General features: G+C 62.3%; 18 protein-coding genes. 3 read left to right on the top strand and 15 right to left on the bottom strand.

The window, feature by feature from the left end; all coding sequences use genetic code 11:
• Positions 1 to 153: 153 nt before the first annotated feature.
• Genes GCM43_RS05125 through GCM43_RS05105 form a run of 5 tightly spaced genes read right to left on the bottom strand, consistent with a single transcriptional unit; the run spans position 154 to position 6,371 of the window.
• Positions 154 to 2,136, bottom strand: coding sequence for a beta-galactosidase (locus tag GCM43_RS05125; RefSeq protein ID WP_152242426.1), 1,983 nt, complete (start codon positions 2,134 to 2,136; stop codon positions 154 to 156).
• 28 nt (positions 2,137 to 2,164) lie between these two features.
• Positions 2,165 to 3,016, bottom strand: a complete 852-nt coding sequence (locus GCM43_RS05120; RefSeq protein WP_152242425.1) for a carbohydrate ABC transporter permease — start codon at positions 3,014 to 3,016, stop codon at positions 2,165 to 2,167.
• A 13-nt stretch (positions 3,017 to 3,029) separates the two neighbouring features.
• Positions 3,030 to 3,905: a carbohydrate ABC transporter permease gene (locus GCM43_RS05115; RefSeq protein WP_152242424.1), complete on the bottom strand. Its 876-nt coding sequence runs from the start codon at positions 3,903 to 3,905 to the stop codon at positions 3,030 to 3,032.
• A gap of 47 nt (positions 3,906 to 3,952) precedes the next feature.
• On the bottom strand, positions 3,953 to 5,197 hold the full coding sequence (locus GCM43_RS05110; RefSeq protein ID WP_413770925.1) for an ABC transporter substrate-binding protein: 1,245 nt from the start codon (positions 5,195 to 5,197) through the stop codon (positions 3,953 to 3,955).
• A gap of 25 nt (positions 5,198 to 5,222) precedes the next feature.
• Positions 5,223 to 6,371 (bottom strand): ABC transporter ATP-binding protein, encoded by a 1,149-nt coding sequence (locus GCM43_RS05105; RefSeq protein ID WP_152242537.1) that lies wholly within the window; start codon positions 6,369 to 6,371, stop codon positions 5,223 to 5,225.
• Between the two features lie 183 nt (positions 6,372 to 6,554).
• On the opposite strand from GCM43_RS05105, the gene GCM43_RS05100 reads away from it, so the two are divergent.
• Complete coding sequence (locus GCM43_RS05100; RefSeq protein ID WP_319636935.1) at positions 6,555 to 7,652, top strand: LacI family DNA-binding transcriptional regulator; 1,098 nt, start codon at positions 6,555 to 6,557, stop codon at positions 7,650 to 7,652.
• Here GCM43_RS05100 and GCM43_RS05095 read toward each other — a convergent pair.
• The 3 genes from GCM43_RS05095 to GCM43_RS05085 form a co-directional block, all read right to left on the bottom strand.
• Positions 7,636 to 9,063, bottom strand: a complete 1,428-nt coding sequence (locus GCM43_RS05095; RefSeq protein WP_152242423.1) for an alginate export family protein — start codon at positions 9,061 to 9,063, stop codon at positions 7,636 to 7,638. The two genes, GCM43_RS05100 and GCM43_RS05095, sit on opposite strands and share 17 nt — an antisense overlap.
• Positions 9,047 to 9,973 (bottom strand): glyoxalase, encoded by a 927-nt coding sequence (locus tag GCM43_RS05090; RefSeq protein ID WP_413770926.1) that lies wholly within the window; start codon positions 9,971 to 9,973, stop codon positions 9,047 to 9,049. Before GCM43_RS05090 ends, GCM43_RS05095 begins: the two co-directional genes overlap by 17 nt.
• Before the next feature lie 186 nt (positions 9,974 to 10,159).
• Entirely contained in the window at positions 10,160 to 10,546 is a 387-nt protein-coding gene (locus GCM43_RS05085) for a VOC family protein (RefSeq protein WP_152242422.1), read from the bottom strand.
• Between the two features lie 367 nt (positions 10,547 to 10,913).
• Between GCM43_RS05085 and mntP the strand changes: the two genes are divergently transcribed.
• Positions 10,914 to 11,480 (top strand): manganese efflux pump MntP, encoded by a 567-nt coding sequence (gene mntP, locus GCM43_RS05080; RefSeq protein WP_152242421.1) that lies wholly within the window; start codon positions 10,914 to 10,916, stop codon positions 11,478 to 11,480.
• Positions 11,481 to 11,552: 72 nt separating this feature from the next.
• Here mntP and GCM43_RS05075 read toward each other — a convergent pair whose 3' ends face one another.
• Positions 11,553 to 14,144, bottom strand: a complete 2,592-nt coding sequence (locus tag GCM43_RS05075; RefSeq protein ID WP_152242420.1) for a bifunctional aconitate hydratase 2/2-methylisocitrate dehydratase — start codon at positions 14,142 to 14,144, stop codon at positions 11,553 to 11,555.
• Between the two features lie 237 nt (positions 14,145 to 14,381).
• On the opposite strand from GCM43_RS05075, the gene GCM43_RS05070 reads away from it, so the two are divergent.
• Positions 14,382 to 15,251: a transposase gene (locus GCM43_RS05070; protein WP_152242419.1), complete on the top strand. Its 870-nt coding sequence runs from the start codon at positions 14,382 to 14,384 to the stop codon at positions 15,249 to 15,251.
• Between the two features lie 159 nt (positions 15,252 to 15,410).
• On the opposite strand, the gene yddG is transcribed toward GCM43_RS05070, so the two are convergent.
• From yddG to GCM43_RS05040, 6 genes are all read right to left on the bottom strand, one after another.
• Positions 15,411 to 16,316, bottom strand: coding sequence for an aromatic amino acid DMT transporter YddG (gene yddG, locus GCM43_RS05065; RefSeq protein ID WP_152242418.1), 906 nt, complete (start codon positions 16,314 to 16,316; stop codon positions 15,411 to 15,413).
• Between the two features lie 11 nt (positions 16,317 to 16,327).
• Complete coding sequence (locus GCM43_RS05060; protein WP_152242417.1) at positions 16,328 to 16,510, bottom strand: hypothetical protein; 183 nt, start codon at positions 16,508 to 16,510, stop codon at positions 16,328 to 16,330.
• Between the two features lie 156 nt (positions 16,511 to 16,666).
• Positions 16,667 to 19,834 (bottom strand): CusA/CzcA family heavy metal efflux RND transporter, encoded by a 3,168-nt coding sequence (locus GCM43_RS05055; RefSeq protein ID WP_152242416.1) that lies wholly within the window; start codon positions 19,832 to 19,834, stop codon positions 16,667 to 16,669.
• A 14-nt stretch (positions 19,835 to 19,848) separates the two neighbouring features.
• Positions 19,849 to 21,087, bottom strand: coding sequence for an efflux RND transporter periplasmic adaptor subunit (locus GCM43_RS05050; RefSeq protein ID WP_152242415.1), 1,239 nt, complete (start codon positions 21,085 to 21,087; stop codon positions 19,849 to 19,851).
• Positions 21,084 to 22,232 carry a TolC family protein gene (locus tag GCM43_RS05045; RefSeq protein WP_193315543.1) on the bottom strand — a complete coding sequence of 383 codons (1,149 nt, stop codon included), beginning with the start codon at positions 22,230 to 22,232 and terminating at the stop codon, positions 21,084 to 21,086. The genes GCM43_RS05050 and GCM43_RS05045 overlap by 4 nt, the downstream gene beginning before the upstream one ends.
• A gap of 279 nt (positions 22,233 to 22,511) precedes the next feature.
• The gene (locus GCM43_RS05040; RefSeq protein ID WP_152242413.1) at positions 22,512 to 23,042 is read right to left on the bottom strand and encodes a hypothetical protein; all 531 of its coding nucleotides are present in this window, start codon (positions 23,040 to 23,042) and stop codon (positions 22,512 to 22,514) included.
• Between the last annotated feature and the right edge of the window lie 2 nt (positions 23,043 to 23,044).

Here is a 23,044-nt window from a genome sequence, read left to right as displayed (position 1 = left end):
ATAATGATCGCTAAAAATATCAGCAGGGTGGCCCCGTGACAAGCTGGACGGCGATACACGCGCAAGTAACCTTGCAAGTGAGCGCCCTGCCAGCCTGGCCACTATACCTGCTTTGGCGAAACGCATTATTTTCCCTGCAAGCCTGCCTGGCCATTACGCCAGCCGCAACACCTCCACGCCCATCGCCGGCAGCGCGATGGTCTGCGCGTACTGCCTGCCGTCAAGCGCGCTGGTGTACTGCTGCTGCGTCAGCGTCACCTGCTGCGCTTCCTTGTTGAGGTTGATGACAAACAGCAGCTTGCCGGCCGGGCCGCTGCGTACCGACAATTCCACTCCGGGCGGCAGGTCCGGCACATGGGCGATGCCCAGCTCGCGCACGATGCGCCCAAGCAGCATGGCGTAAGCCTCGTCTTCCAGCACCGTGCCCAGGTAGTAGGCCGTACCCTGGCCAAAACTGTTGCGCGTAACTGCTGCGCGGCCGGCAAAGTAGTCGCTGGCATAGCTGGCCACCACGCTGGCCGTGGTAGGCGTGAGCACATCGCACCACTGGTCGCACAGGTACTGGCCCGCCTGGCCGAAATCGAGCTGCTGCAGATCGCGCCCGACCGGGTCATATTCATCGACCTCGACGCCAGCCAGTTCCGCCAGCAGGCCCGGCAGGCGCGCCGGCTGGCAGACGTTGCGCATGTCTTTTACGCCGCTGCGGGTAGTCAGCAGCACGGTGCCGCCGGCCGCCACATACTGTTCCAGCTTGTCGGCCACATCCTGGTCGAGCAGGAACAGGTAAGGCGCCACCACCAGGCGATAGTGCTGGAAGTCGGCACGCCAGTTGATCACATCGGTACCGATGCCCTTCTCGACAAAGCCGCGGTGCAGCCGCTTGAAGTTGGCCAGGTAGTCGAAGCCATCCGACTGCGGCTGGATGCGCAGGGCGTTCAGTTGCTCGTGCGAGAACAGCAGCGCCACCTCGTTGTGCACGGTCGAGCCGTCGATCAGCGGCGCCAGGCGCTGCACTTCGGCGCTGAAGCCGCAGAACTCCTCGAAGCGGCGACCCGGTTCGCCATGGTGATCGAGCAGGCCGTGCCAGAACTGTTCGGCGCCGATGCGCGCCGAGCGCCAGCGGAAATGCACGATGGTGTCGGCGCCGCGGGCGATGCTTTGCCAGGCGCGCGCGCGGATCATGCCAGGCTGCGGCGTGCGCGACATCGCATGCCAGCAGCCTGGCGTGCCGCTCAATTGCTCCATCACCCAGAAATTGGCGCGCTTGACGCCGCGCGTCAGGTCCAGCGTCAGCGCGCCATGGTAGATATTGGCCTTGGCGTCGCTGTTCAGGTCGGTGCTTGGATAATAGTCGACCGAAACAAAATCCATGCTGTCGAACAGGTCATAGTAGTCATTGATGACCGGATAGCCCCACAGATTATGGGTAATGAACTGGTGCGGACAGTTGGCGCGGATCAGGCCAGCCTGGAAACGGTTGAAGTCCGCCGTCGAGTCCGAGCAGAAGCGCTGGAAGTCGAGCAGGAACGACGGATTCTGGTGCGGCGAGCCGCCCAGCGGCGTTTTCACCTGCGACCAGGCGCTGTATTCGCCGCTCCACACCACCGTGCCCCAGGCGGCGTTGAGCGTGGCCAGGTCGCCGTAGCGCTGCTTGAGCCAGGCGCGGAAGTCTTCGGTCGCGCCATCGCTATGGCTTTCGTGGCCGATCATTTCATTGTCGGTCTGCCAGCCGATCACATGCGGATTCTGGCCGAAATGGCGCGTCAACCTCTCGACGATCAGCTCGGTATAGCGCCGCAGCGACGGGCTGTTGTAGCAGCGGTGCAGGCGCACCCCCGGATACATCGGCTGGCGCTGGTGATTCAGGGGAAGCACGTCCGGGCACTTTTCCACCAGCCAGTTCGGTGGCGTGGCCGTCGGCGTGCCGATCACCACCTTGTGGCCGTAACGGGCCAGTGTCTCGATGGCCCGGTCCAGCCAGGCAAAATCGAACTGGCCTTCGGTCGGCTCCAGGCGCGACCAGGCGAATTCGGCCAGGCGCACGATGGTAATGCCGGCCGCCTGCATCTGCTGCGCATCCTGTTCCCAGATGGCCGGGTCCCAGTGTTCCGGATAGTAGTCAACACCAATTTTCATGATTTTCCTTGTCGTTGTAAAGGTGGCGTCAGCCTTTGGTGGCACCAAAGGTCAGGCCGGCCACGAAGTGTTTTTGCATGGCGAAAAAGATCAGTACCGATGGCAGCGCCGCCAGCAGGGAGCCGGCCGAGACCAGGTTCCAGGCCGTGGTCCACTGCCCTTTCAGTCCTGCCACGCCCACCGTCAGCGGTGCGGCGCTATCGCCCTGGGTCAGGCACAAGGCCCAGAAGTAGTCGTTCCAGACAAAGGTAAACACCAGCACCGCCAGCGCAGCGAGCGCCGGGCGAATCAGCGGCAGCACCACCTTGTAGAACAGCTGCCATTCGCTGGCGCCTTCGACCCGCGCCGCCTCGATCAGCTCGTAGGGGAGCTCCTTGATGAAGTTGCGCAGGAACAGCGTGCAAAAGCCGGTCTGGAACGACAGATGAAACAGGATCAGGCCGCTGACGCTGTTGAACAGCCCCAGCTGCAAGGTCAGTTCGCGCACCGGGATCATCAGGATCTGGATCGGCACGAAGTTGCCCGCCACAAACGTGGCCAGCACCAGCGCATTGCCGCGAAACGGATAGGTCGCCAGCGCAAAGCCGGCCATGGCCGACAGCACGATGGCGCCCAGCACCGAGGGTATCGTGATCAGGCAGCTGTTCCAGGCGTAATGGAGCATGGGCGAGTCCATCAGCACGGTGCGGTAGTTTTCCAGCGCGGCAAAGTCGCGCGGCCAGCCCCAGTAATTGCCCTGCACCAGTTCGGCCGACGAGCGCACCGACGTCAGCATCACCGCCAGCAAGGGCAGTAGCCACACCAGCAGCGCCAGCGGCAGCGAGCAGCGATAGATCCAGCGAAAGCCGGGGCGCCATTTTTCTACAGGCATTGGATACATGATTACTCCCCGATCATTTCTCTGAGCGCAACAGGCGCCGCAGTTGGTAAGCGATAAACACCAGCATGCACAGGAACAGCACGACGGCAATGGCGGCCGAATAGCCGAAACGGAAGTACTTGATGGCCTGGTCGTACATGAAGTAAGCCAGCACGGTCGAGCTGTCGAACGGGCCGCCGCCGGTCATCACGGCAATCAGGTCGAAGCTGCGCAAGGCCCCCACCACCGTCAGCGTGACGGCCATAAAGGACACCGAGTTCAGCTGCGGCAGGACAACATGGCGCAGCAACTGCCAGCCTTTGGCCCCTTCCAGGCGCCCTGCCTCGATGATTTCAGGATTGAGGCTGGTCAGTCCGGTCAGGAACAAAATCATGCAAAACGGAATCTGTGGCCACAGCGCGGCGGCAATAATGCCGAAGGTCGCCATGTTTTCATCACCGAGCACGGGAATGCCGTGCCCGACCATCAGCTTGAGCAGGCCGAAAGACGGATCGTAGAACCAGCTGAAGACCAGGCCGATCACCACGCCCGAGACCACAAAGGGCGCAAAGAACAGCGACTTGACGAGGCGAATACCACGCACGCTCTGGTTCAGGTACAGCGCAAAGAGCAGCCCCAGCGGCGGCGCCAGCATGAACAGGAACAGCCACAGCAGATTGTTTTTCAGCGCCGTGTAGAACGTCTCGGAGTCGAGCAGTTCGCGGTAGTTGGCCAGGCCGACAAAAGTTCTGGCGCCGACGCCGTCCCAGTCGTAAAAACTGAGCCAGATGCTGCTGAAGATCGGGTAGATGACGTACACGCCAAACATGGTGCATGCTGGCAGCAAAAACCACAGCGCAGCGCGCCGGCGCCGATGCGCGAGCGGATCGGAAATCGTATGGACAGACATATAAAGACTCAAGAAAGGCGCGCAAGCGCGCCGTTGCAAAGAACAGCTCAGGACTTGCGGTAGATGCGCTTGCGTGCCGCTTCCATGCGCGCCAGGATATCGTCGAGCTTGGCCGGGTCACTCATGAAGCGCTGCATGCCCTTCATGCCCTCGTCGGCCATTTCCTTGTTCATGTCGCGGTCATAGAACTGCGCAATGCCGCCAGGGCTGTTGGTCAGGATGGCCAGGCCGGCCTTGGCATACGGGTCCTCGGGGATGGCGGCCTGGTTGTTGGCCGGCAACGAGCCGAAGGTTTGCGCCAGGCGCGCATTGACTTCGGCGCTGCTGACAAAAGCCAGGAAACGGCGCGCATCCGGCTTGTTTTTTGCCCGTGCAGGAATATTGAGGCAGTCGGTCGAGCCGTCTTCGGCCAGCGCCACTTTCGGGTCGACCACCGGGAAACGGAAGTAGCCGGTCTGCGCACGCGCCGCTTCCGGCAGGCCGCCCGAGATGAAGGTTCCCATCAGCATCATGGCGGCCTTGCCCTGCGTCATCAAAGGCTGGGCTGAATCGAGGCTGTACGACAGCGGCGCTTCAATAAAGTACTTGTTGTCGATCAGCGTTTGCCAGGCCTGGTAGACCTTTTTCACGCGCGCATCGGTATAGGCGGCTTCGCCGTTCATCAGCTGCATATGGAAGGCGTGGCCGTTGATGCGCAGGTTCAGGTAGTCAAACCAGACTGCCAGGGTCCACGAATCGCGTCCGCCCACGGTGATGGGGGCAATGCCGGCGGCCTTGAGTTTCTTGCAGGCCTCGAGGAATTCTTCCCAGGTGGCCGGTTCACCCTTGATGCCGGCCTTGGCAAACAGATCCTTGCGGTAGAACATGCCCCACGAAAAATAGTCCGTAGGCAGCGAGTATTTCTTGCCGTTGAACGAAGACGCCTCGGCCAGCGCCGCATAGCTCTTGTCCCAGCCATTTTTCTGCCAGTCGGTCGACAGGTCTTCGAGCAGGCCGCGCTGCGCGTAGTAGCGGATACGCTCGCCTTCATGCCATTTGATGACGTCCGGCGCTTCGCTGGTCAGCCAGCCCGGCAGCTGCACCTTGTAGGCTTCCTCTTCGATAAAGGCAGCCTTGACCTTGACGTCGGGATTGGCTTTCTGGAAGGCGGCAATGGTGGTTTCCCAGAAGGCGCGCTGATTGGCGCCCTTGAAGGCGAGGTTGACGCTGATATCGCCGGCGTGCGCGATCCCGCTGAGCAGCAGTGCGGCAGTAACGGACAGCAGGCGCAACTTGGGCATGTTTTTGGTCATGAGGGTCTCCGTATTTGTGAGGTTTTTATTGTTGAATGGACTGCAGGTGGGGCAAGGCCATGCCGTCGGCGCCAAACAGATGGCAACTGGCGTCATCGACTTGCAATCGCACGCTGGCGCCGCGCTGCAAGGCGGTATCGCCTTGCAGCTTGGCCATCAGTGGCTGGCCGTCGCCGGTCGCCATGTGCAAATAGCTTTGTTCTCCCAGTCGCTCGGTCAGGCTGACCGAACGGCTCAGAACGTTCTCGGTACAGCTACCATCGACCAGCAGCAGATGCTCGGGCCGCACGCCCAGCGTGACCGGCTGGCCCGGCGAGAGCGCCGCGCCATCGATGCGTGCGCGCACCAGTTCGGGCGCACCATCGCTGCCTGCCAGCTGCACGACGACGCCAGCGGCGTCGCTCGATACCACCTGTGCCGCCAGGAAATTCATGCGCGGAGAGCCGATAAAGCCCGCCACGAACAGGCTGTTGGGGCGGTGATACAGCTCCAGCGGTGCGCCGACCTGGGCAATGCTGCCGGCAGCACCACCGTCGCGGTCGGCGCGCAGCAGCACGATCTTGTCGGCCAGCGTCATGGCCTCGATCTGGTCATGCGTGACATAAACGGTGCTCGACGCGGCAAAGCGCTGGTGCACCTGGGCGATCTCGACGCGGGTCTGGCCGCGCAAGGTGGCGTCCAGGTTCGACAGCGGTTCATCGAACAGGAACACGCCCGGCTCGCGCACGATGGCGCGGCCGATGGCCACGCGCTGGCGCTGGCCGCCGGACAGCGCGCGCGGCTTGCGCTCGAGCAGCGCTTCGAGCTGCAACGTTTTGGCGGCGCTCTGCACGCGGCGCGCAATCTCGTCTTTCGGCACCTTGGCCAAGCCCAGCCCAAAGCCGATATTTTCGGCCACCGTCATGTGCGGGAACAGCGCATAGCTCTGGAACACCATGGCCACGCCGCGCTCGGCCGGCGGCACCGCATTGACCACGCGCGCGCCGATGCGAATTTCGCCGCCGCTGGGGTCTTCCAGGCCCGCAATAATGCGCAGCAGGGTCGACTTGCCGCAGCCGGACGGGCCGAGAAAGACGCAGAATTCATGTTCGCCGATATCGAGGTCGACATCGCGCAGTACCGGCGCGTGACCGCCGTAAGATTTGGAAATGCCACGCAGGGTGATGGCTGCCATCATGTCTCCTTCTGATCAGGTTTGTTTTGATTTAACGTTAAATCAATTTGTGAAAAAAAATCGGCACTGGGCCGCACAAACTGTTGAACTTTTATTTTTGTACGTAAACCTTAACACCATGCGGTACTATTCGCAACAGATTTATGCAGCACCATTTTCAGAGAAATTTACGCAAAGGAAGCAATGCAGGGCAAGCAGAAAGACACCACAGCGAAACGGCGCGGCCAGATGCTGACCATCAAGGATGTGGCCGAACTGGCCGGTGTGACGCCGATGACGGTCTCGAACGTGCTGCGCGAACGCGGCCGCGTGGGCGAAGCGACCCGGCAGAAAGTGCTGCGGGCCGTCGAAGCGAGCGGCTACCGCCCCAACCTGACGGCGCGCGCGCTGGTCGAGCGGCGCGCGCCCACGCTGGCGCTGCTGCTGGGCTGCATTACCAACCCGTTTTATCCGCAATTTACGCTCAAGGCCACGCATGCGGCGCGGCGCCATGAGCGTCATCTGCTGGTGTGCAATACCGACTACGAAGGCGACGGCGGCATCGGTTTCCTGGCCGAAGTGGCCGGTTCGCTGTCCGACGGCATCCTGGTGGCCAATAACGGCGCGCTCAGTATCGAAGACCTGCAGACGGTGCAGCAAGGCGGCACGCCGGTGGTCATTTCTGTGTGGGAGTTTCCCGACGCGCCGCCGCCCGGCATCGCCTGCGTGACGTTCGATTCGACCGCTGCCGGACGCATCGCCACCGAGCATCTGACGGCGCTGGGCCACCAGCGTATCGGCGCGGTGGTCGCCAGCGAGAAAGGCGGCATCCACAACGGCCGCTACGATGGCTACCGCAGCGCCATGCGCGCCGCCCACCTGCGAGCGCTGCAGGCCGATGTGCGCTTTTGCAGCGACGACTACCAGAGTGGTTACGACGCCGCCACGGCCCTGCTGACGGCGCGCCCCGACCTGACAGCGCTGTTCGTGTCGAACGACCTGCCGGCGCTCGGCGTGCTCAATGCCGTCTGGGCGCTGGGACTGCGCGTGCCGGAAGACGTGTCGGTGGTCAGCATTACCGACATCGAACAGGCCAGCCAGTCGCGCCCTGCCCTGACCACGGTGTCCATCCCCACTACCGAGATGGCCGAACAGGGCGTTAACCTGCTGCTGCAACTGATCGAAGAGCGCGCCGGTGAGCAGGCAGGCGCCGCACCCGTGGTGCACACATCGGCGCCCACGCTGGTCACGCGCGCATCGACGGCGCCGCCGCGCCGGCAAGAACCTACCAGCCGAACTTGAGTTCCACGCCCAGGTAGTCGGCATTCCTGCCACCGGCCGTGCGCAGGCTGTCGCCGGCCTGGAAGTGTACCGCTTCGATCGCCGCCGCCAGGTTGGGGTTGATGCTCCAGTCGGTGCGCAGCTGGGCGTAGGCACCGGTCCAGCGGCTGCCCTGCCCGGCCGTGCGCGGCACGCCCATCATGTTTTGCGCATACACGGCGTCGGCGGTAGTCTGGCGCCACTGCAGTCCCAGCGAACCGGTCACGCTCACGCCCTTGACCGGCTTGATATTGAGCGACGGCTTCAGGTGAATCAGGTTGCTGTAGCCGGTCAGCCCGGCCAGCGAAAAGTAGTAGCCGTTGGCAAACAGCGGATTGAAGGTGCCCAGCTTGCCATCGCCCGCATGGCGGTCGCCGGAGGCCATGTCGAACTGCAGTCCCAGGCGCGGCGTCCAGGGTTTGGTGGCAAAGGTGTAGCCGACGATGGAGCCGAGCGCCCAGGCCGACGCATCCTTGCTGCCCACTTTCCCGTCCTGCAGCATGGCTTCGATATCGAAGTCGATGCTGCCGCTTTTTCCACTGTAGCGCAGGTCATAAACATCGCGCTCCTCGTTGCCAGTGGCGTCGAGAAAGCGTGCATCGTCGCGCCGGTAGCGCGACCAGTAGCCCGACACATCGCCTGGCCCCACGCCCAGGCGCTCCAGGCGCACGCCGCTAAAGGCCATATGCCGGCTCGAGGTGTCGTCAAAACTGCGTATGTCACGGTTCTGCACCGGCCGCGTGGCATAGCCGATCAGGCGCCACGGCCCGCTTTCCCAGTCGGCCCACACGCCGTCAAATGCCTGGCGCACATTCGGCCCGTCGCGCGCGGCCACAAAGCGCTGCAGATCGAACGCCATTTCCTGGCGCCCTACGCGCGCCTTGACGGCGCCGTCTGCCGTCGGCACGGCCACCGCCACGAACAGCTGCTCGATATCGAGCTTGTCACTGTCTGGCGGCGCCAAGGTGGCCTTGTCAAAGGCGCGCGCGTCGACCAGCTGGCCGAACACCTGGGTATATTGGCCCAGGCGCAGGTCGGCATGCAGGTTCAATCGCTGGATCACATAGCCGTCCGAGCGCGCGCTGCCGGCGCCAAACAGCGGCGTGGCAATATGCTCGTAGCGCTCGCGCAGCCCGCCGCCGAGCGACAGATAGGAGCCGCCATCGCCCAGGGCGATATATTTCAGGTCGTCAAACGGCTGGCGCGGCACGCACGGGTCGGCCAGTGCACTCCAGTTCTCATTCCAGCGGTTGAAATTGATGGCCGGACGCTGCACCGTGCAGGCTGGCGCCGCGCTGGCGGGCGCCTCTTGCGCGCCGGCAGTGCCAGGCTGAAGCGCCAGCAGCGCCAGCGCGCTGGCGCCCAATAGCGTGACTTTACAACGCCGCGCCATCGTGGACCTCGCTGATATAACCGCCCGGGAACTCGATCATGGCGCTGCTGTTGCCGGCGCTGGTCTTGTACGGCGGCGTGAGGATGGTGGCGCCGTTGTCCGTTGCTTTTTTCAGCGTGGCGGCCATGTCGTCGACCTGGTAGCCGGTCGTTTCGCGGCCATACGGGAACGTCAGCTTGCCGTCGGTGACAAACACGGTCATCTTGCCGAAGTTCGAGGTCAGGTGCACGCGGCGCACCGACTCACCGTTGCGGCCGATTTCACCGCCATCGACCTTGGCGTCCGACACCACGGTGGCGTGGGCAAACTGGGTAAATTGCTTGAGGAACTTGTCTGCCGATACGTGCGACACATACACACGGTTGTCCGGCACCGAATGGAGCGGCGCATACGATGGCGCCTTGGTATGCCAGTACAGCTGCATGTTGACGCCGCCGGCCCACTGCACCAGCACGTCCTTGCCGATCGGATCGTCAAACGGCTCGACCGTCACATCGGCGCCCGCCTCGACTGCCGCATTGCGCGCCTGATTGATATCGGTCACCAGGTAGCCGGTGCGTTCAGTCCCAAAACCGTAAGGGATCGGCGTCTGGAACGCAAATACCGACAGCATGCCGACGGGCGTCTGCACATACTGCGAAGCGGTCTTGCTGGGCGTGGGCGTAACGGTAAACACGGCGCGCGGCGAAGCCTGGCCACCGAACGTATTGACAAAGCTGGTCACAAAGGCATCGATCTTGTCGTTGCTGACATACACGTGGGTGGTGTCGTACTGCGGCGCCACGGCCACGTTGGCGGCGGCGCTGGCCAGCAGCGGCAGCGACAAGGCCAGTGCGACGGCGCACGATGCGAGGCGAAGTTGAAAGAAGGTACGTGCCATGCTGAGCTCCTGGAAGGTGGCGGCAAGCATGCCTGCGCGCCCGATATGAGAGTCGCCCGACGCATCGTTCAATCGCTCGGGCGTGCCACCATGGAGCATGACAGCTGGCGCCACGCCGCAGACACTGCCAGATGGCAGGGTGCGGGCCATGACGAAAGACCAGGCAAGCGCAATGTACCGGCACTCATACCGGCACTCAGCCAGCAGCCGCCCTGCTTATTGCCCTTCCGGCGGCTGCCACAATTCGACCTTGTTGCCTTCCGGGTCCAGCACCCAGCCGAACAGGCCATACTCGGTCGGGCCGCTCTCGCCGAGCACATTGCAGCCTTCGGCGCGCAGCGCAGCGAGCAAACCGGCCAGGTCGGGTACGCGGTAGTTGATCATGAACGGTGCGCTGCCGGGCGCGAAGTTCTCGTCGTCCTGGCCGGAGATGCTCCAGATGGTGCCGCCGCTAGACGGCTGGCCGTCCTGGCCAGTCCAGCTGAAAGCCGCCCCGCCCCAGGCCTGCACATCGATGCCCAGGTGCACCTGGTACCACGCGCGCAGGGCGGCCGGATCGCCGGCCTTGAAAAAGATACCGCCGATGCCAGTGACGCGCTGCATGCTGCCTCCTGTAAGGTGGGGTCAATAGGCACAGCATGCGCGCATTTGCCTCAGTTGGCCAGTCCTGCGTGCAGCTGCAGGTACTGCGCCAATCAGCCGAAGCCGCAACAACCATGGCTGCCACCGATCACTGAAGCTGCAGACAGTTTTTCCGGCCCGGTGCATCGCAACCAAGCCACCTTGCGCTATAATTATGGTCCCTCTGGGGAGTAGCCTGCTTCCATCTGGAAGTTTTCGTATCAACATACTCGGCAAAACAGCGCCGTGGTACGAACAGCCGCAAGGTTGGCGAGACCATAGGCACGCTGACGCGCCTGGTCGGGCCGCGACGGTGTGCCTTTGCGTCGCCCGACCTTGAAAGCACGGCATGAATGTCATCTCTACCCTAGCCTTATCCCTCGCCATGTCCACCGACGCCTTTGCTGCCGCTATCGGCAAGGGTGCTGCACTACAAAAACCACAATGGAAAGAAGCGCTGCGCACCGGCGTGATCTTTGGCGTGATTGAAACCATCACGCCGCTGATCGGCTGGTCGCTGGGCCGCGTCGCCGCACCGTACGTCACCGCATGGGACCACTGGATCGCCTTTACGCTGCTGCTGGCATTGGGCGCGCACATGATATTCAAGAGCTTTTCGGCGGACGAAGAAGAGCAGGAAAAACCCAGCAGCCACGCCTTTTTGACCCTGGCCCTGACCGGCCTGGCCACCAGCATCGACGCCATGGCCGTCGGCGCCAGCCTGGCCTTTATCGGCGCCGACATCCTGGTGACCGCACTGGCCATCGGCTGTTCGACCATGATCATGGTCACGCTGGGCGTGATGGTCGGCCGCGGCCTGGGCGCGATTGCCGGCAAGCGCGCCGAACTGGTCGGTGGCGTAGTGCTGATCGCCATCGGCTCGCTGATCCTGTACGAGCACCTGTCGGTCGGCTGAGCCTGAAACTGGCCATAAAAAAAACCGGCCAGTCGTTGCCGACTGGCCGGTTTTTTCGATGACGGCAGACTATCAGGCCGGCACTTGCACCGCGTCGGCCACGCTACGGAATTCTTCGATCTTGTCGAAGTTCATATAGCGGTAGATCTGGTCAGCATTGTCGGCGATCACGCCGATATGCGACATGTACTCTTCCTTGGTCGGAATACGACCCAGCGCCGAGCACACGGCGGCCAGTTCGGCCGAACCCAGATAGACGTTGGTCTCGATACCGAGGCGGTTCGGGAAGTTACGCGTCGAGGTCGACATCACGGTGGCGCCCTTGCGGATCTGCGCCTGGTTACCCATGCACAGCGAGCAGCCCGGCATTTCCATGCGCGCACCGGTGCGACCCAGGGTGCCGTAATGGCCTTCGGCCGTCAGCACTTGCGCGTCCATCTTGGTTGGCGGCGCGATCCACAGGCGTACCGGGATATCGGTCTTGTTTTCCAACACTTTCGAAGCCGCGCGGAAGTGACCGATATTGGTCATGCACGAACCGACAAACACATCGTCGATCTTGGCGCCAGCCACCTCGGCCAGGGTTTTGACGTCGTCCGGGTCGTTCGGGCAGGCCACGATAGGCTCGTGGATATCGGCCAGATCGATCTCGATCACGGCAGCGTATTCCGCGTCCGCGTCCGGCGACAGCAGGTCCGGCTTGGCCAGCCATGCTTCCATGGCCTTTATGCGGCGCTCCAGGGTGCGCTTGTCGAGGTAGTTATTGGCGATCATCCACTTCATCAGCGTGATGTTCGAAGTCATGTATTCGATGATCGGCTCTTTGTCCAGATGCACCGTGCAACCGGCAGCCGAACGCTCTGCCGACGCGTCCGAAAGCTCGAACGCCTGTTCCACTTTCAGCTGTGGCAGGCCTTCGATTTCCAGGATGCGGCCGGAGAAGATGTTCTTCTTGCCTTTCTTGTCGACCGTCAGCATGCCCTGGCGAATCGCGTACAGCGGAATCGCGTTGACCAGGTCGCGCAGCGTGACGCCAGGCTGCATTTCACCCTTGAAGCGCACCAGCACCGATTCCGGCATATCGAGCGGCATGACGCCGGTGGCGGCAGCAAAGGCCACCAGGCCCGAGCCGGCCGGGAACGAGATACCGATCGGGAAACGGGTGTGCGAGTCGCCACCGGTACCGACCGTGTCCGGCATCAAGAGACGGTTCAGCCACGAGTGGATCACGCCGTCGCCCGGACGCAGTGCCACGCCGCCACGGTTTTCAATAAAGGTCGGCAGTTCGCGGTGCATCTTGACGTCCACCACTTTCGGGTAGGCGGCGGTATGGCAGAACGACTGCATGACCAGGTCGGCCGAGAAGCCCAGGCAGGCCAGGTCTTTCAGTTCGTCGCGCGTCATCGGACCGGTGGTGTCTTGCGAACCCACGGTGGTCATTTTCGGCTCGCAGTAGGTGCCTGGGCGGATGCCCTTGCCTTCTGGCAGGCCACAGGCGCGGCCTACCATTTTTTGCGCCAGCGAGTAGCCACGGCCGGTGTCGACCGGCTCTTGCGGCAGGCGGAACAGGGTCGATGCAGCCAGGCCCAGCGATTCACGCGCCTTGGCGGTCAGGCCACGGCCGATAATCAGAGGAATACGGCCACCGGCGCGCACTTCGTCAAACAGCACCTCGGACTTGACCTTGAATTCGGCGATGACCTGGCCGTTTTTCAGAGCCTTGCCGTCGTAGGGACGCAGTTCGATCACGTCGCCCATGTCCATTTGCGTGACATCGAGTTCGATCGGCAGTGCGCCGGCGTCTTCCATGGTGTTGTAGAAGATCGGCGCGATCTTGGTGCCCAGGCAGACGCCGCCGAAACGCTTGTTCGGGATGAACGGAATATCTTCGCCGGTAAACCACAGCACCGAGTTAGTGGCCGATTTACGCGAGGAACCAGTACCGACCACGTCACCGACGTAGGCGACCAGGTTGCCCTTGGCTTTCAGCGCTTCGAGCTGCTTGAGCGGGCCGACCTTGCCCGGCTCTTCCGGGTTGATGCCCGGACGCGGGTTTTTCAGCATGGCCAGCGCGTGCAGCGGAATGTCCGGGCGCGTGGTGGCGTCAGGCGCCGGCGACAGATCATCGGTATTGGTTTCGCCCGAAACCTTGAACACGGTCAGGGTCAGGCTTTCCGGCACTTCAGGGCGCGAAGTGAACCATTCGGCATCGGCCCACGATTGCACCACTTCCTTGGCGCGCGCACTGCCCTTGTCGGCCAGTTCCTTGACGTCGTGGAAGTAGTCGAACATCAGCAGGGTTTTCTTCAGGCCTTCGGCTGCTACCGAGCCGACCACCTCGTCGTCGAGCAGGTCGATCATCGGCTTGATATTGAAGCCGCCCAGCATGGTGCCCAGCAGGCGGGTCGCCAGCTCGCGCGAAACCAGCGGCGACGTTTCGGTGCCCTTGGCAACGCTGGCCAGGAACGCACATTTGACCTTGGCCGCATCATCGACGCCGGCCGGCACGCGGTTGGTGATCAGGTCGACCAGGAACGCTTCTTCGCCAGCAGGCGGGTTCAACAGAAGTTCAACCAGTTCCGTGGTCTGGGCCGCCGACAGCGGCAGCGGAGGAATACCAAGGGCGGCACGTTCGGCGACGTGCTGGCGATAAGCAGCTAGCATGGAAAATACTCTCAGTCAGGGTTGTTTGCAGGGACCAGCGGCCATCCGGCCAGCCATCTTGGACGTTATTGTACCTCAACTTAGTCTTATATAAGACATATAACACAAGACAGCAACATTTTTTACCCCAAACTCGGGGTCAGTTCCGCCAATTCGACACGACCTCAGCCAAAACTTTACCTGACAACCTCAGCGAAATCTCAATACCCGGGCAAATCGTTCAGCTACTGTGGCAGCATGACACGACCATTGAGAATCGAGTTTCCAGGCGCGCTGTACCACGTTACAAGTCGCGGCGACCGGCGCTGCCCGATCTACCTTGACGACACCGACCGGCTTGCCTGGCAGACCGTGCTGGCGATGGTATGCGAACGTCACCACTTTGTCATCCATAGCTTTTGCCAGATGGACAACCACTATCATTTACTTCTCGAAACAGTCGAAGGCAATCTGTCGCAAGGCATGCGCCAGTTGAACGGCATCTACACTCAACGCTTCAACCAGCGGCACCAGCTTGTCGGCCATCTGCTGCAAGGGCGATTCAAGGCCATTCTGGTGCAAAAAGGCAGCTATCTGCTGGAACTGCACCGCTATATCACCTTGAATCCCGTCCGCGCCCAACTGGTAGCGCTGCCCGATGACTGGCGCTGGGGCAGCCATCACTTTCTGCTTGCCAATGCAAAGCCGCCGGACTGGCTGGCGTGCAACGAGGTCATGGGCCAGTTCGGGCGGAATCGCCTGGCAGCCATCGAGCATTATCGCGCATTTATTGGCGCCGGGATGGGCTTGAGCAGTCCGCTGACCAACACAGTGCACCAGATCCTCTTGGGAGACGAGGCCTTCGTAGCAACGCATCAGCAATCACAGCAATCGGCCAGCTGCAAATACGCCTCCCGTGCGCAGCGCAGAGCGGTGGCACTGGTGCTGGAGGACTATCAGCTGCGCTATCCCGACAGGGACGAGGCGATGGCGCGCGCCTATCTGTCGACCGCCTACAATACATCCCAAATCGCCGCGGCCTTCGGCGTATCGGGTCGGACGGTAAGCCGGGCAATCCAGAGCTTTGAGGCCAGGCAAAAGGCAGGCGGCAAGGTGGATAAAGGATGAGGTCGTGTCCAAATGGCGGAACTGACCCCGAGCTTCGAGCTTACGAGCTTACGCTCGATGGTGCCGACCTGACTGGTGCCGGCGGTCGCATGATAGATCTCCTGCAATGTTTCAAGTAGATCGTGACGCGCTGCGGCATCCTTCATGATGCCCGCACCGTCAATCGACCACGACAACGGCGCTTTTGGCGCGGGTGGCCAGCCAGCACAGAATCGCGCCGCCACAGACCATGGCGGCGCCCTGCCAGAAGGCCAGCGACAGCGACGCGCGCAGCAGCAGTGTCGACAGCGCGGCCGACAGCACGGGAATAAAGTAGGAGGCGCCGGCCAGGACGGTCACGTTGCCGTGCAAAATGCCCACATTCCAGGCCGCATAGCCAAAGCCCATGGCGCCGGCTGCCAGCAGCAGGTAGACGATGACTTCCAGGCTGAAGTGCATCGGGCCGTCGCCAATCAGCGCGTATTTGATCCACAGGCTGATCGAGACCAGGATAAAAAACAGCGTCACGCCGTTCTTGCCGTTGGCCAGGCGCGCCGTCACGGTACAGTAGCCGGCCCAGATCAGCGCGCCGGCAAAGGCCAGGCCATAGCAGAGCGGATTGTCGAGCACGTTATGGGCCAGGCTGGCCGCGCTGAAACCCTGTGCGCCGCCCAGCACCCAGCCGATGCCGACAATCGACAGCACGAAGCCGGGCACGATCAGCCAGTTGGTTTTCTGGCGGTTGAACACGATGGCCGAGACGATGGTCAGCGTCGGCCACAGATAATTGACCATGCTCACCTCGATCGCCTGCTGCGCCGTATTGGCGTAACCGATCGACAGCGCCAGGCACAGTTCATACGTCACGAACAGCAGGCTGCCCCACAGCAGATAACGGCGCGGAAACTCGCTGAGCTTGACGAAACCAACCGACAGCAGCAGGAACACCGACGCCACGCTATATATCATCGCAGCGCCGCCGGTGGCGCCCAGGTGTTCGCTGACGCTGCGCATCAGGCCGACAATCGCGCTCCACAGCACGATGGCGGTCAAGCCGATCATGGTGGCCTTGCTGGTGTTTTTCATGGTCTTTTCTTTTATTTGAAGCGGTAACCGGGCACGCTGCGCTCCAGATAGCTGGCCAGGCCGGCCCAGTCGGCCAGCGCCGCGCGCTCGCCCTGGTAGGCAAATACGCCCAGTGTGACTTCCTGCTGCTGCGCGGCAGCGACGCCGGAGCACAGCAGCAGCGCCAGCATCCGGTGCAAATGCCTTGTGATCATGGGGCCTGGCTTTCCTTGAAAATGCGTGACATGGGCGGGCGGCGCCATCATGCCACAAGCAGCCATGATTTTTGATCGCTTAAAGCAAGAGATCTTGATCCTTCGGTTCAATATGGATGATGGCGCCGGCCGGGCCGGGCCATCGACCAGATCACTTCAGTGAACCGGGTTAGCCCCTTCATCGTGATCGTGCTGCAGCACATCGTCATCGCGGTGCAACAGACGGTACAGCAACGGCAGCACCAGCAAGGTCAGCGCAGTGGATGAGAGGATGCCGCCGATCACCACGGTGGCCAGCGGGCGCTGTACTTCGGCGCCGGTGCCGGTGGCCAGCGCCATCGGCACGAACCCGAGCGAGGCCACCAGTGCGGTCATCAGCACCGGACGCAGGCGGGTCAGTGCACCGATCGTCACTGCCTGATCCAGTTGCATGCCTTCCTCACGCAGGCTGCGGATGTACGAGATCATCACCAGGCCGTTGAGCACCGCGACTCCGGACAGCGCGATAAAGCCGACCGCCGCTGAAATCGACATGGGGATACCGCGCAGGGACAGCGCAATAATGCCGCCAGTCAAAGCGAATGGAATGCCGGTAAACACCAGCAGGCCGTCTTTCACGTTGCGAAACATCACAAACAGCAGCGTAAAGACCAGCAACAGCGCCAGCGGCACCACGATCTGCAGGCGTTGGGTAGCCGACTGCAACTGCTCGAAGGTGCCGCCCCAGGTGGTCCAGTAGCCGGCCGGGATTGTCACGTTCGCGGCAATCGCCTGCTCGGCCTCAGGCACGAAGCTGCCGATATCGCGGCCGGCCACGTTGGCGCTGACGACGAGGCGCCGCTTGCCGTTCTCGCGGCTGATCTGGTTGGGGCCAGGCGCAAACTCCAGCGTTGCCACCTCGCTCAAGGGAATGAACGAGGTTGCCGCGCCAGCCGGTACCGGCAGGGAAATCGGCAGCCGGCGCAAGGCATCGAGATCGCTGCGCAGGCTTTCGGGCATGCGCACCAGAATACCAAAACGGCGGTCGCCTTCGAACATGATGCCCGCTTCGCGCCCGCCGGTGGCAATCGCCAGCGCTTCCTGGACATCGCCGATATTGAGGCCGTAGCGCGCCGTTTTCTCGCGGTCGATATTGACCGTCAGCATCGGCAAACCATCGGTCTGCTCGACCTTCACTTCAGTGGCACCCGGCACGCGCTGCAGTACCTGCGCGATCTGCTTGCCGGTGTCGGCCAGCACGTCCATGTCATCGCCATAGACTTTGACGGCAACATCGCTGCGCACGCCGGAGATCAGCTCATTGAAACGCAATTGGATCGGCTGCGAGAACTCATAGGCATTGCCCACATGCTTTTCGGCTTCGTCCTTGATGTCGGCAATTAACTGGTCGCGCGTTTTCTTCGGTTTGGGCCAGTCCGCTTCCGGCCTGAACATGATGTAGCCGTCGGAGATATTGGGCGGCATCGGATCGGAAGCAATTTCAGCGGTGCCGGTACGCGCAAATACGCGATCGATCTCGCGGAACCTGGCCTTCAGGCCCGCTTCGAGCTTCTTTTGCATTGCCACTGATTGCGTGAGGCTGGTGCCTGGAATGCGCAGTGCCTGCACTGCCACATCGCCTTCGTTCAGGTTGGGAATGAATTCGCTGCCCAGGCGCGTCGCGAGCAGGCCGCACAGCACGATCAAAACCACCGCGCTGGTCAACACCGGCGTGGCATTGCGCATGACCTTTTCCAGCAACGGCGCATAGGCATGCCTGGCCAGTACCATCAGGCGGCTTTCTTTTTCCGCCACGCGCTTGCCGATAAACAGCGCGACGGCTGCCGGAATAAAGGTGATCGACAGGATCATCGCGCCCAGCAAGGCGGCCACCACGGCAAACGCCATCGGGTGGAACATCTTGCCTTCCACGCCGCTCAAGGCAAAGATCGGCAGGTAGACCACCATAATGATCAACTGGCCGAACAGCAGCGGACGGCGCGCTTCCCTGGCCGCCGCAAACACTTCATCGTAGCGCTCGCGCAAGGTCAGCTGGCGTTTCAATTGCTCCTGTGCATGCGCCAGGCGCCGGACGCAGTTTTCAACGATTACCACCGCACCGTCGATAATAATGCCGAAATCGAGCGCACCAAGGCTCATCAGATTGGCGCTGACCTTGTACTGCACCATGCCGGTAAAGGTAAACAGCATCGCCAGGGGAATCACCATCGCGGTGATCATGGCGGCACGGATATTGCCGAGGAACAGGAACAGGATCACGATCACCAGCACCGCTCCTTCCAGCAGGTTCTTCTTGACGGTATTGATGGCTTTATCGACCAGCACAGTGCGGTCATATACCGGCACCGCATGCACGCCGGCCGGCAGCGTGCGGTTGACCTCCACCATTTTCCTGGCCACCGCCTGCGACACCACACGGCTGTTTTCACCGATCAGCATGAACACCGTGCCCAGCACCACTTCACGGCCATTCTCCGTGGCCGCGCCGGTGCGCAGTTCGCGGCCCACGCCGACCTCGGCAACGTCGCGCACGCGGATGGGCACGCCCTGCACGTTGTTGAGGATGGTATTGCGGATATCGTCCAGCGTGCTGACCTGTCCCGGTGCACGGATCAGGAACTGTTCGCCGCGGCGCTCGATATAGCCGGCGCCGACGTTATTGTTGTTGCGGTCGATTGCCGCCACCACATCCTTCAGCGACAAGCCGTAGGAACTGAGCTTCACCGGGTCTGGCGTAATGTGGTACTCCTTGGCATAACCGCCGATTGAATTGATCTCGGTCACACCGGGCACCTGGCGCAGTTGCGGCTTGATGATCCAGTCCTGGATCTCGCGCAGGTCGGTCGGGGTATAAGGGCTACCGTCGGGCTTTTTCGCCCCAGGTTCGCTTTCAACCGTCCACAGGTAGATTTCACCGAGGCCGGTCGAAATCGGCCCCATCATCGGCACCACGCCCTGCGGCAGACTGTCTTTGGCCTCCTCGATGCGCTGGTTGACCAGTTGGCGCGCGAAATAGATATCGGTGCCGTCCTTGAAAATCACCGTGACCTGCGACAGGCCATAGCGCGACAGCGAGCGTGTCTGCTCCAGGTTGGGCAGGCCCGCCATCACCGTTTCGATCGGAAACGTCACGCGCTGCTCGACTTCCAGTGGCGAATAGGCACTGGCACTGGTGTTGATCTGGACCTGGACGTTGGTAATATCAGGCACTGCGTCGATCGGCAGTTTCTGATAACTGTAAAGGCCCATGGCGGCCATCGCGATCACGGCCAGCATGATCAGCCATCGCTGGGCGATGGAAAATTTGATAATCCGTTCAAACATGTCTTGCTCCCTGGTCAGTGCTCATGGCTGGCGCTGCCCTTGCCCTGCTCGGCTTTGAGCACATAGCTGCCGGCAGCAGCGTATGGCGCGCCGGCCGCCAGGCCTTCGACAATCTCAACGAGCTTGCCGTCGCTGTCTCCGGTCTTGACCGGCTGTGCCTTGAAGCCCTTGTCCACCTGAATAAACACTACCGATTTGCCATCGATGGTCTGCACGGCGTCGGCCGCCACGGCGACCGGCACCTGCCGCTCGCCGCGCAGCACAGCGGCATTGACGAACAGGCCCGGACGCCATGCCAGATTCGGGTTGGCGATCGCCACACGCGCCTTGGCGGTGCGGGTCTGCTCGCCTAACAGATTGCCCACATAGCTGACCTTGCCCGTGGCAGTGGTGTCGTTGGCGGCCGAGGTAATCCGGACGGTTTCGCCCACCCGCACCTTTTCCAGATCCCTGGGCGTGACCACGATCTCGACCCAGACGCTCGACAGGTCCGACAGCAGGAAGACGTTGGCATCCTCCTTGACCGCTTCGCCCAGCGCGATATGCTTTTCCACGATCACGCCGTTAAACGGCGCACGCAGGACATACCGGCTCAGCGCACCATCGGCGCCGACGTCGGCCGCGCCGAGCGCAGACAATTTCGATTTCGCACTCTGGGCGGCGATTTCGGCCTCACGCAAGGCGATCTGCGCCTGCAGATAATCCTGCTCGGCCGAGATTTTGTCTTCCCACAATTTCTTCTCGCGCTGGAAGGTCACTTGCGCCAGTGCCAGCCGCTTCTGCGCAGCGAGCGAGGCGCTGCGCAGGTCGGCCAGCACCGGGCTGGAAATGACAGCCAGTACCTGGCCTTTCCTGACTGCCTGGCCCAGGTCGGCCGAGACCGAATCGGCCACGCCGGGCGTGCGGGGCACGATATGTGCGGTCAAGTCTTCGTTGAAGCGTACTTCGCCCGGCAGTTGCACCACGTTGCCCATGCTGGCCGGGGCGGCTTTTGCCACGCTGATGCCGGCGCTCTGCATCTGCTGCGCACTCAGGCCGATCACGCCGTCCTGGTCGACATGGTCCTCTGCCTTGGCGCCCTTCTCCTCAGCATGCCCGCCTTCTTTACCGCTTTCTTCGGCGTGCGGGGAGGGCACATTGGCGGGAGCACCGCTGTCTTTTTTCCAGACCACGATGACCGCGGCCAGCAGTGCGCCGATCAAAATAATCAGCCATGTGGCGTTGCGCGATTTTTTATCGATATTGAAATTCATTGTTCATTCCTGTCAGTGGGCAAGTTGCCGGCGGTATCATCTGGTGCAAGGTAGCGCTGCAGATCGGCCAGCGCGCGATAGCGGGCAGCCAGGGCGCCAAGGTACTGGGCGCGGCTCTGAAACAGCGTGCGCTGCGCATCGAGCACGTCGATAAAGCCGAACCTGCCCAGTTCAAAACCGGTTACGGCAGCGTCAAACGCGCTTTGCGCAGCTGGCAGGATGTCCTGGCGCATGCTGTCCATCTGCTCCTGTGCAAGCGAGGCGCGCTGATGCGCGTCGGCCAGTGCGTCACTCTCGCGCAGGAAAGCCACTTCGGCATCGCTTTTTGCCTTGTCAACGCTGCGTAGCGCCGTCAGCACCTCGCCCTGGTTGCGATTGAACAGCGGTAGCGGCATGGAGAGCCCCACCACGGTTTGTGTCACGTCGCTCACGCGATCCTTCTTTTGCCCCAGGCTGAGCGTCAGGTCGGGCATTCGCTCCGCTTTGGCCAGCTCCACTTGCGCCTGCTGGCGCGCGATCTGCCGGCGCGCCCTGGCCATCTGCGGCGAGGCCTCGAGACGCGCCTGCAGTTGCGACAACGCAGGAATGGCGGCCAGATCGAGATCCGGCGTGATGAGCTCACGTTGTAACGGCTCGGTGCTGCCCCAACATGCGGCCAGGCGACGCCTGGCCAGGGCAGCATCGGCCACAGCCTGCGACAGCTCGAGTCGCGCGCCCGCCTCGGCGACCCTGGAGCGGGTTTGCTCCAGCGGCGAAATCTTGCCGGCTGCCACACGGCGCCCGGCAGCATTGCTCGCCCTGGCGGACAGCTCCAGCGATTGCCTGGCGAGGGCGGCGTGCTCCTGGGCCGTCAGCGCGGCCAGGTAGGCCGCCGTCACCGATGCGCGCAGGTCCGCCCTGGCGACATGAACATCACCGAGCGCCAGGGCACGATCCTGCTCTGCCAGCCGGATGCGCGCGCCGCGCTTGCCGCCCAGTTCGAGCGCCTGGCTCAGTTGGTAAGTGTCGGTACGGCCACTGTTCGACGACATGCCCTCGCGCAGCAGCGACAGTTCAGGATTGGGCCGCAAGCCCGCCTGCAGGCGGGCGCCATCGCTGATCGCCAGGGAGAGTGTGACCGAACGCAATGCGGGATTAGCGGACATGGCCATCGAGATGGCCTGCTCCAGCGTAAGAACGGCGCCGCTCGCCTGAACTGCCGGCGGTGGCGCTGCCAGGGCAAACGATGGCGCTTGCTGCCCGTTTGCACGGCAGTGAGAGGGGCCAGCTGCGTCAACAAGACAGCCGCCCCCATGACTAAAAGTCTGGACTGCATGGATCACTCCGAAAATTGAAAACGAAGAAATCCGGCGGCCTGCAGCAGCCATCGCCTGTCTTCAGGCGTCAGCTACTCACAATCAGGAAAATGGACACAACCGCCGGCGTCAAGCGGCGGCGATCCACTGAGGGCGCTCGGGCGGAGCGCTGTAGGATGAGGAGAGATAGACTTCGGTGGAAACAGGCGCTACTTCGGCTACTTGCGGATGAGGCATGCCATCGAGGCTGTTGACCGACAGGGCGCCATGTGCGCAAGACCAGCAATGCGCGTGTGCGGTCGTCTTTTTGGCATCTGCGGGCTTGTCATCGGAAGCCGCAGTAATATTGTTTGCAGCATCGCTGTCGGCATGATGGCCAAAGTGCTGCGCTGCGATACCGGTCTCATGCATGCAATAGGCTGACACCGCGCTCCAGCTGAACTGCAGCGCGAGTAAGGTAATGAGCATAATAAGTGTGCGGCGGGCCATGGCGGCGAGTATAGCACGCTGCCCTGGTGAGGCAATACCGATAAAACATGGCGAAAGAGTCAACAGATCGTTACCTGGCATCGGCGTAATAACGTGCTTAACATGGGTAACATCGGCTGCTCCAGCGACAGGTTGGGAAAGGCGCAGGCGCGGCCAGCGCGCTTGCGCCAAAA

It is taken from the genome of Janthinobacterium aquaticum, assembly GCF_009208565.1.
Classification (GTDB): Bacteria; Pseudomonadota; Gammaproteobacteria; order Burkholderiales; family Burkholderiaceae_D; genus Janthinobacterium.
The sequence above is the reverse complement of the archived record's forward strand: the minus strand, read 5'-3'. Positions and strand labels throughout refer to the sequence as shown.

Coding starts and splice junctions, on each gene's coding strand:
- GCM43_RS05125 (WP_152242426.1), bottom strand. CDS start 2,136: ATGAAAATTGGTGTTGACTACTATCCGGAACACTGGGACCCGGCCATC.
- GCM43_RS05120 (WP_152242425.1), bottom strand. CDS start 3,016: ATGTATCCAATGCCTGTAGAAAAATGGCGCCCCGGCTTTCGCTGGATC.
- GCM43_RS05115 (WP_152242424.1), bottom strand. CDS start 3,905: ATGTCTGTCCATACGATTTCCGATCCGCTCGCGCATCGGCGCCGGCGC.
- GCM43_RS05110 (WP_413770925.1), bottom strand. CDS start 5,197: ATGACCAAAAACATGCCCAAGTTGCGCCTGCTGTCCGTTACTGCCGCA.
- GCM43_RS05105 (WP_152242537.1), bottom strand. CDS start 6,371: ATGGCAGCCATCACCCTGCGTGGCATTTCCAAATCTTACGGCGGTCAC.
- GCM43_RS05100 (WP_319636935.1), top strand. CDS start 6,555: ATGCAGGGCAAGCAGAAAGACACCACAGCGAAACGGCGCGGCCAGATG.
- GCM43_RS05095 (WP_152242423.1), bottom strand. CDS start 9,063: ATGGCGCGGCGTTGTAAAGTCACGCTATTGGGCGCCAGCGCGCTGGCG.
- GCM43_RS05090 (WP_413770926.1), bottom strand. CDS start 9,973: ATGCTTGCCGCCACCTTCCAGGAGCTCAGCATGGCACGTACCTTCTTT.
- GCM43_RS05085 (WP_152242422.1), bottom strand. CDS start 10,546: ATGCAGCGCGTCACTGGCATCGGCGGTATCTTTTTCAAGGCCGGCGAT.
- mntP (WP_152242421.1), top strand. CDS start 10,914: ATGAATGTCATCTCTACCCTAGCCTTATCCCTCGCCATGTCCACCGAC.
- GCM43_RS05075 (WP_152242420.1), bottom strand. CDS start 14,144: ATGCTAGCTGCTTATCGCCAGCACGTCGCCGAACGTGCCGCCCTTGGT.
- GCM43_RS05070 (WP_152242419.1), top strand. CDS start 14,382: ATGACACGACCATTGAGAATCGAGTTTCCAGGCGCGCTGTACCACGTT.
- yddG (WP_152242418.1), bottom strand. CDS start 16,316: ATGAAAAACACCAGCAAGGCCACCATGATCGGCTTGACCGCCATCGTG.
- GCM43_RS05060 (WP_152242417.1), bottom strand. CDS start 16,510: ATGATCACAAGGCATTTGCACCGGATGCTGGCGCTGCTGCTGTGCTCC.
- GCM43_RS05055 (WP_152242416.1), bottom strand. CDS start 19,834: ATGTTTGAACGGATTATCAAATTTTCCATCGCCCAGCGATGGCTGATC.
- GCM43_RS05050 (WP_152242415.1), bottom strand. CDS start 21,087: ATGAATTTCAATATCGATAAAAAATCGCGCAACGCCACATGGCTGATT.
- GCM43_RS05045 (WP_193315543.1), bottom strand. CDS start 22,232: ATGTCCGCTAATCCCGCATTGCGTTCGGTCACACTCTCCCTGGCGATC.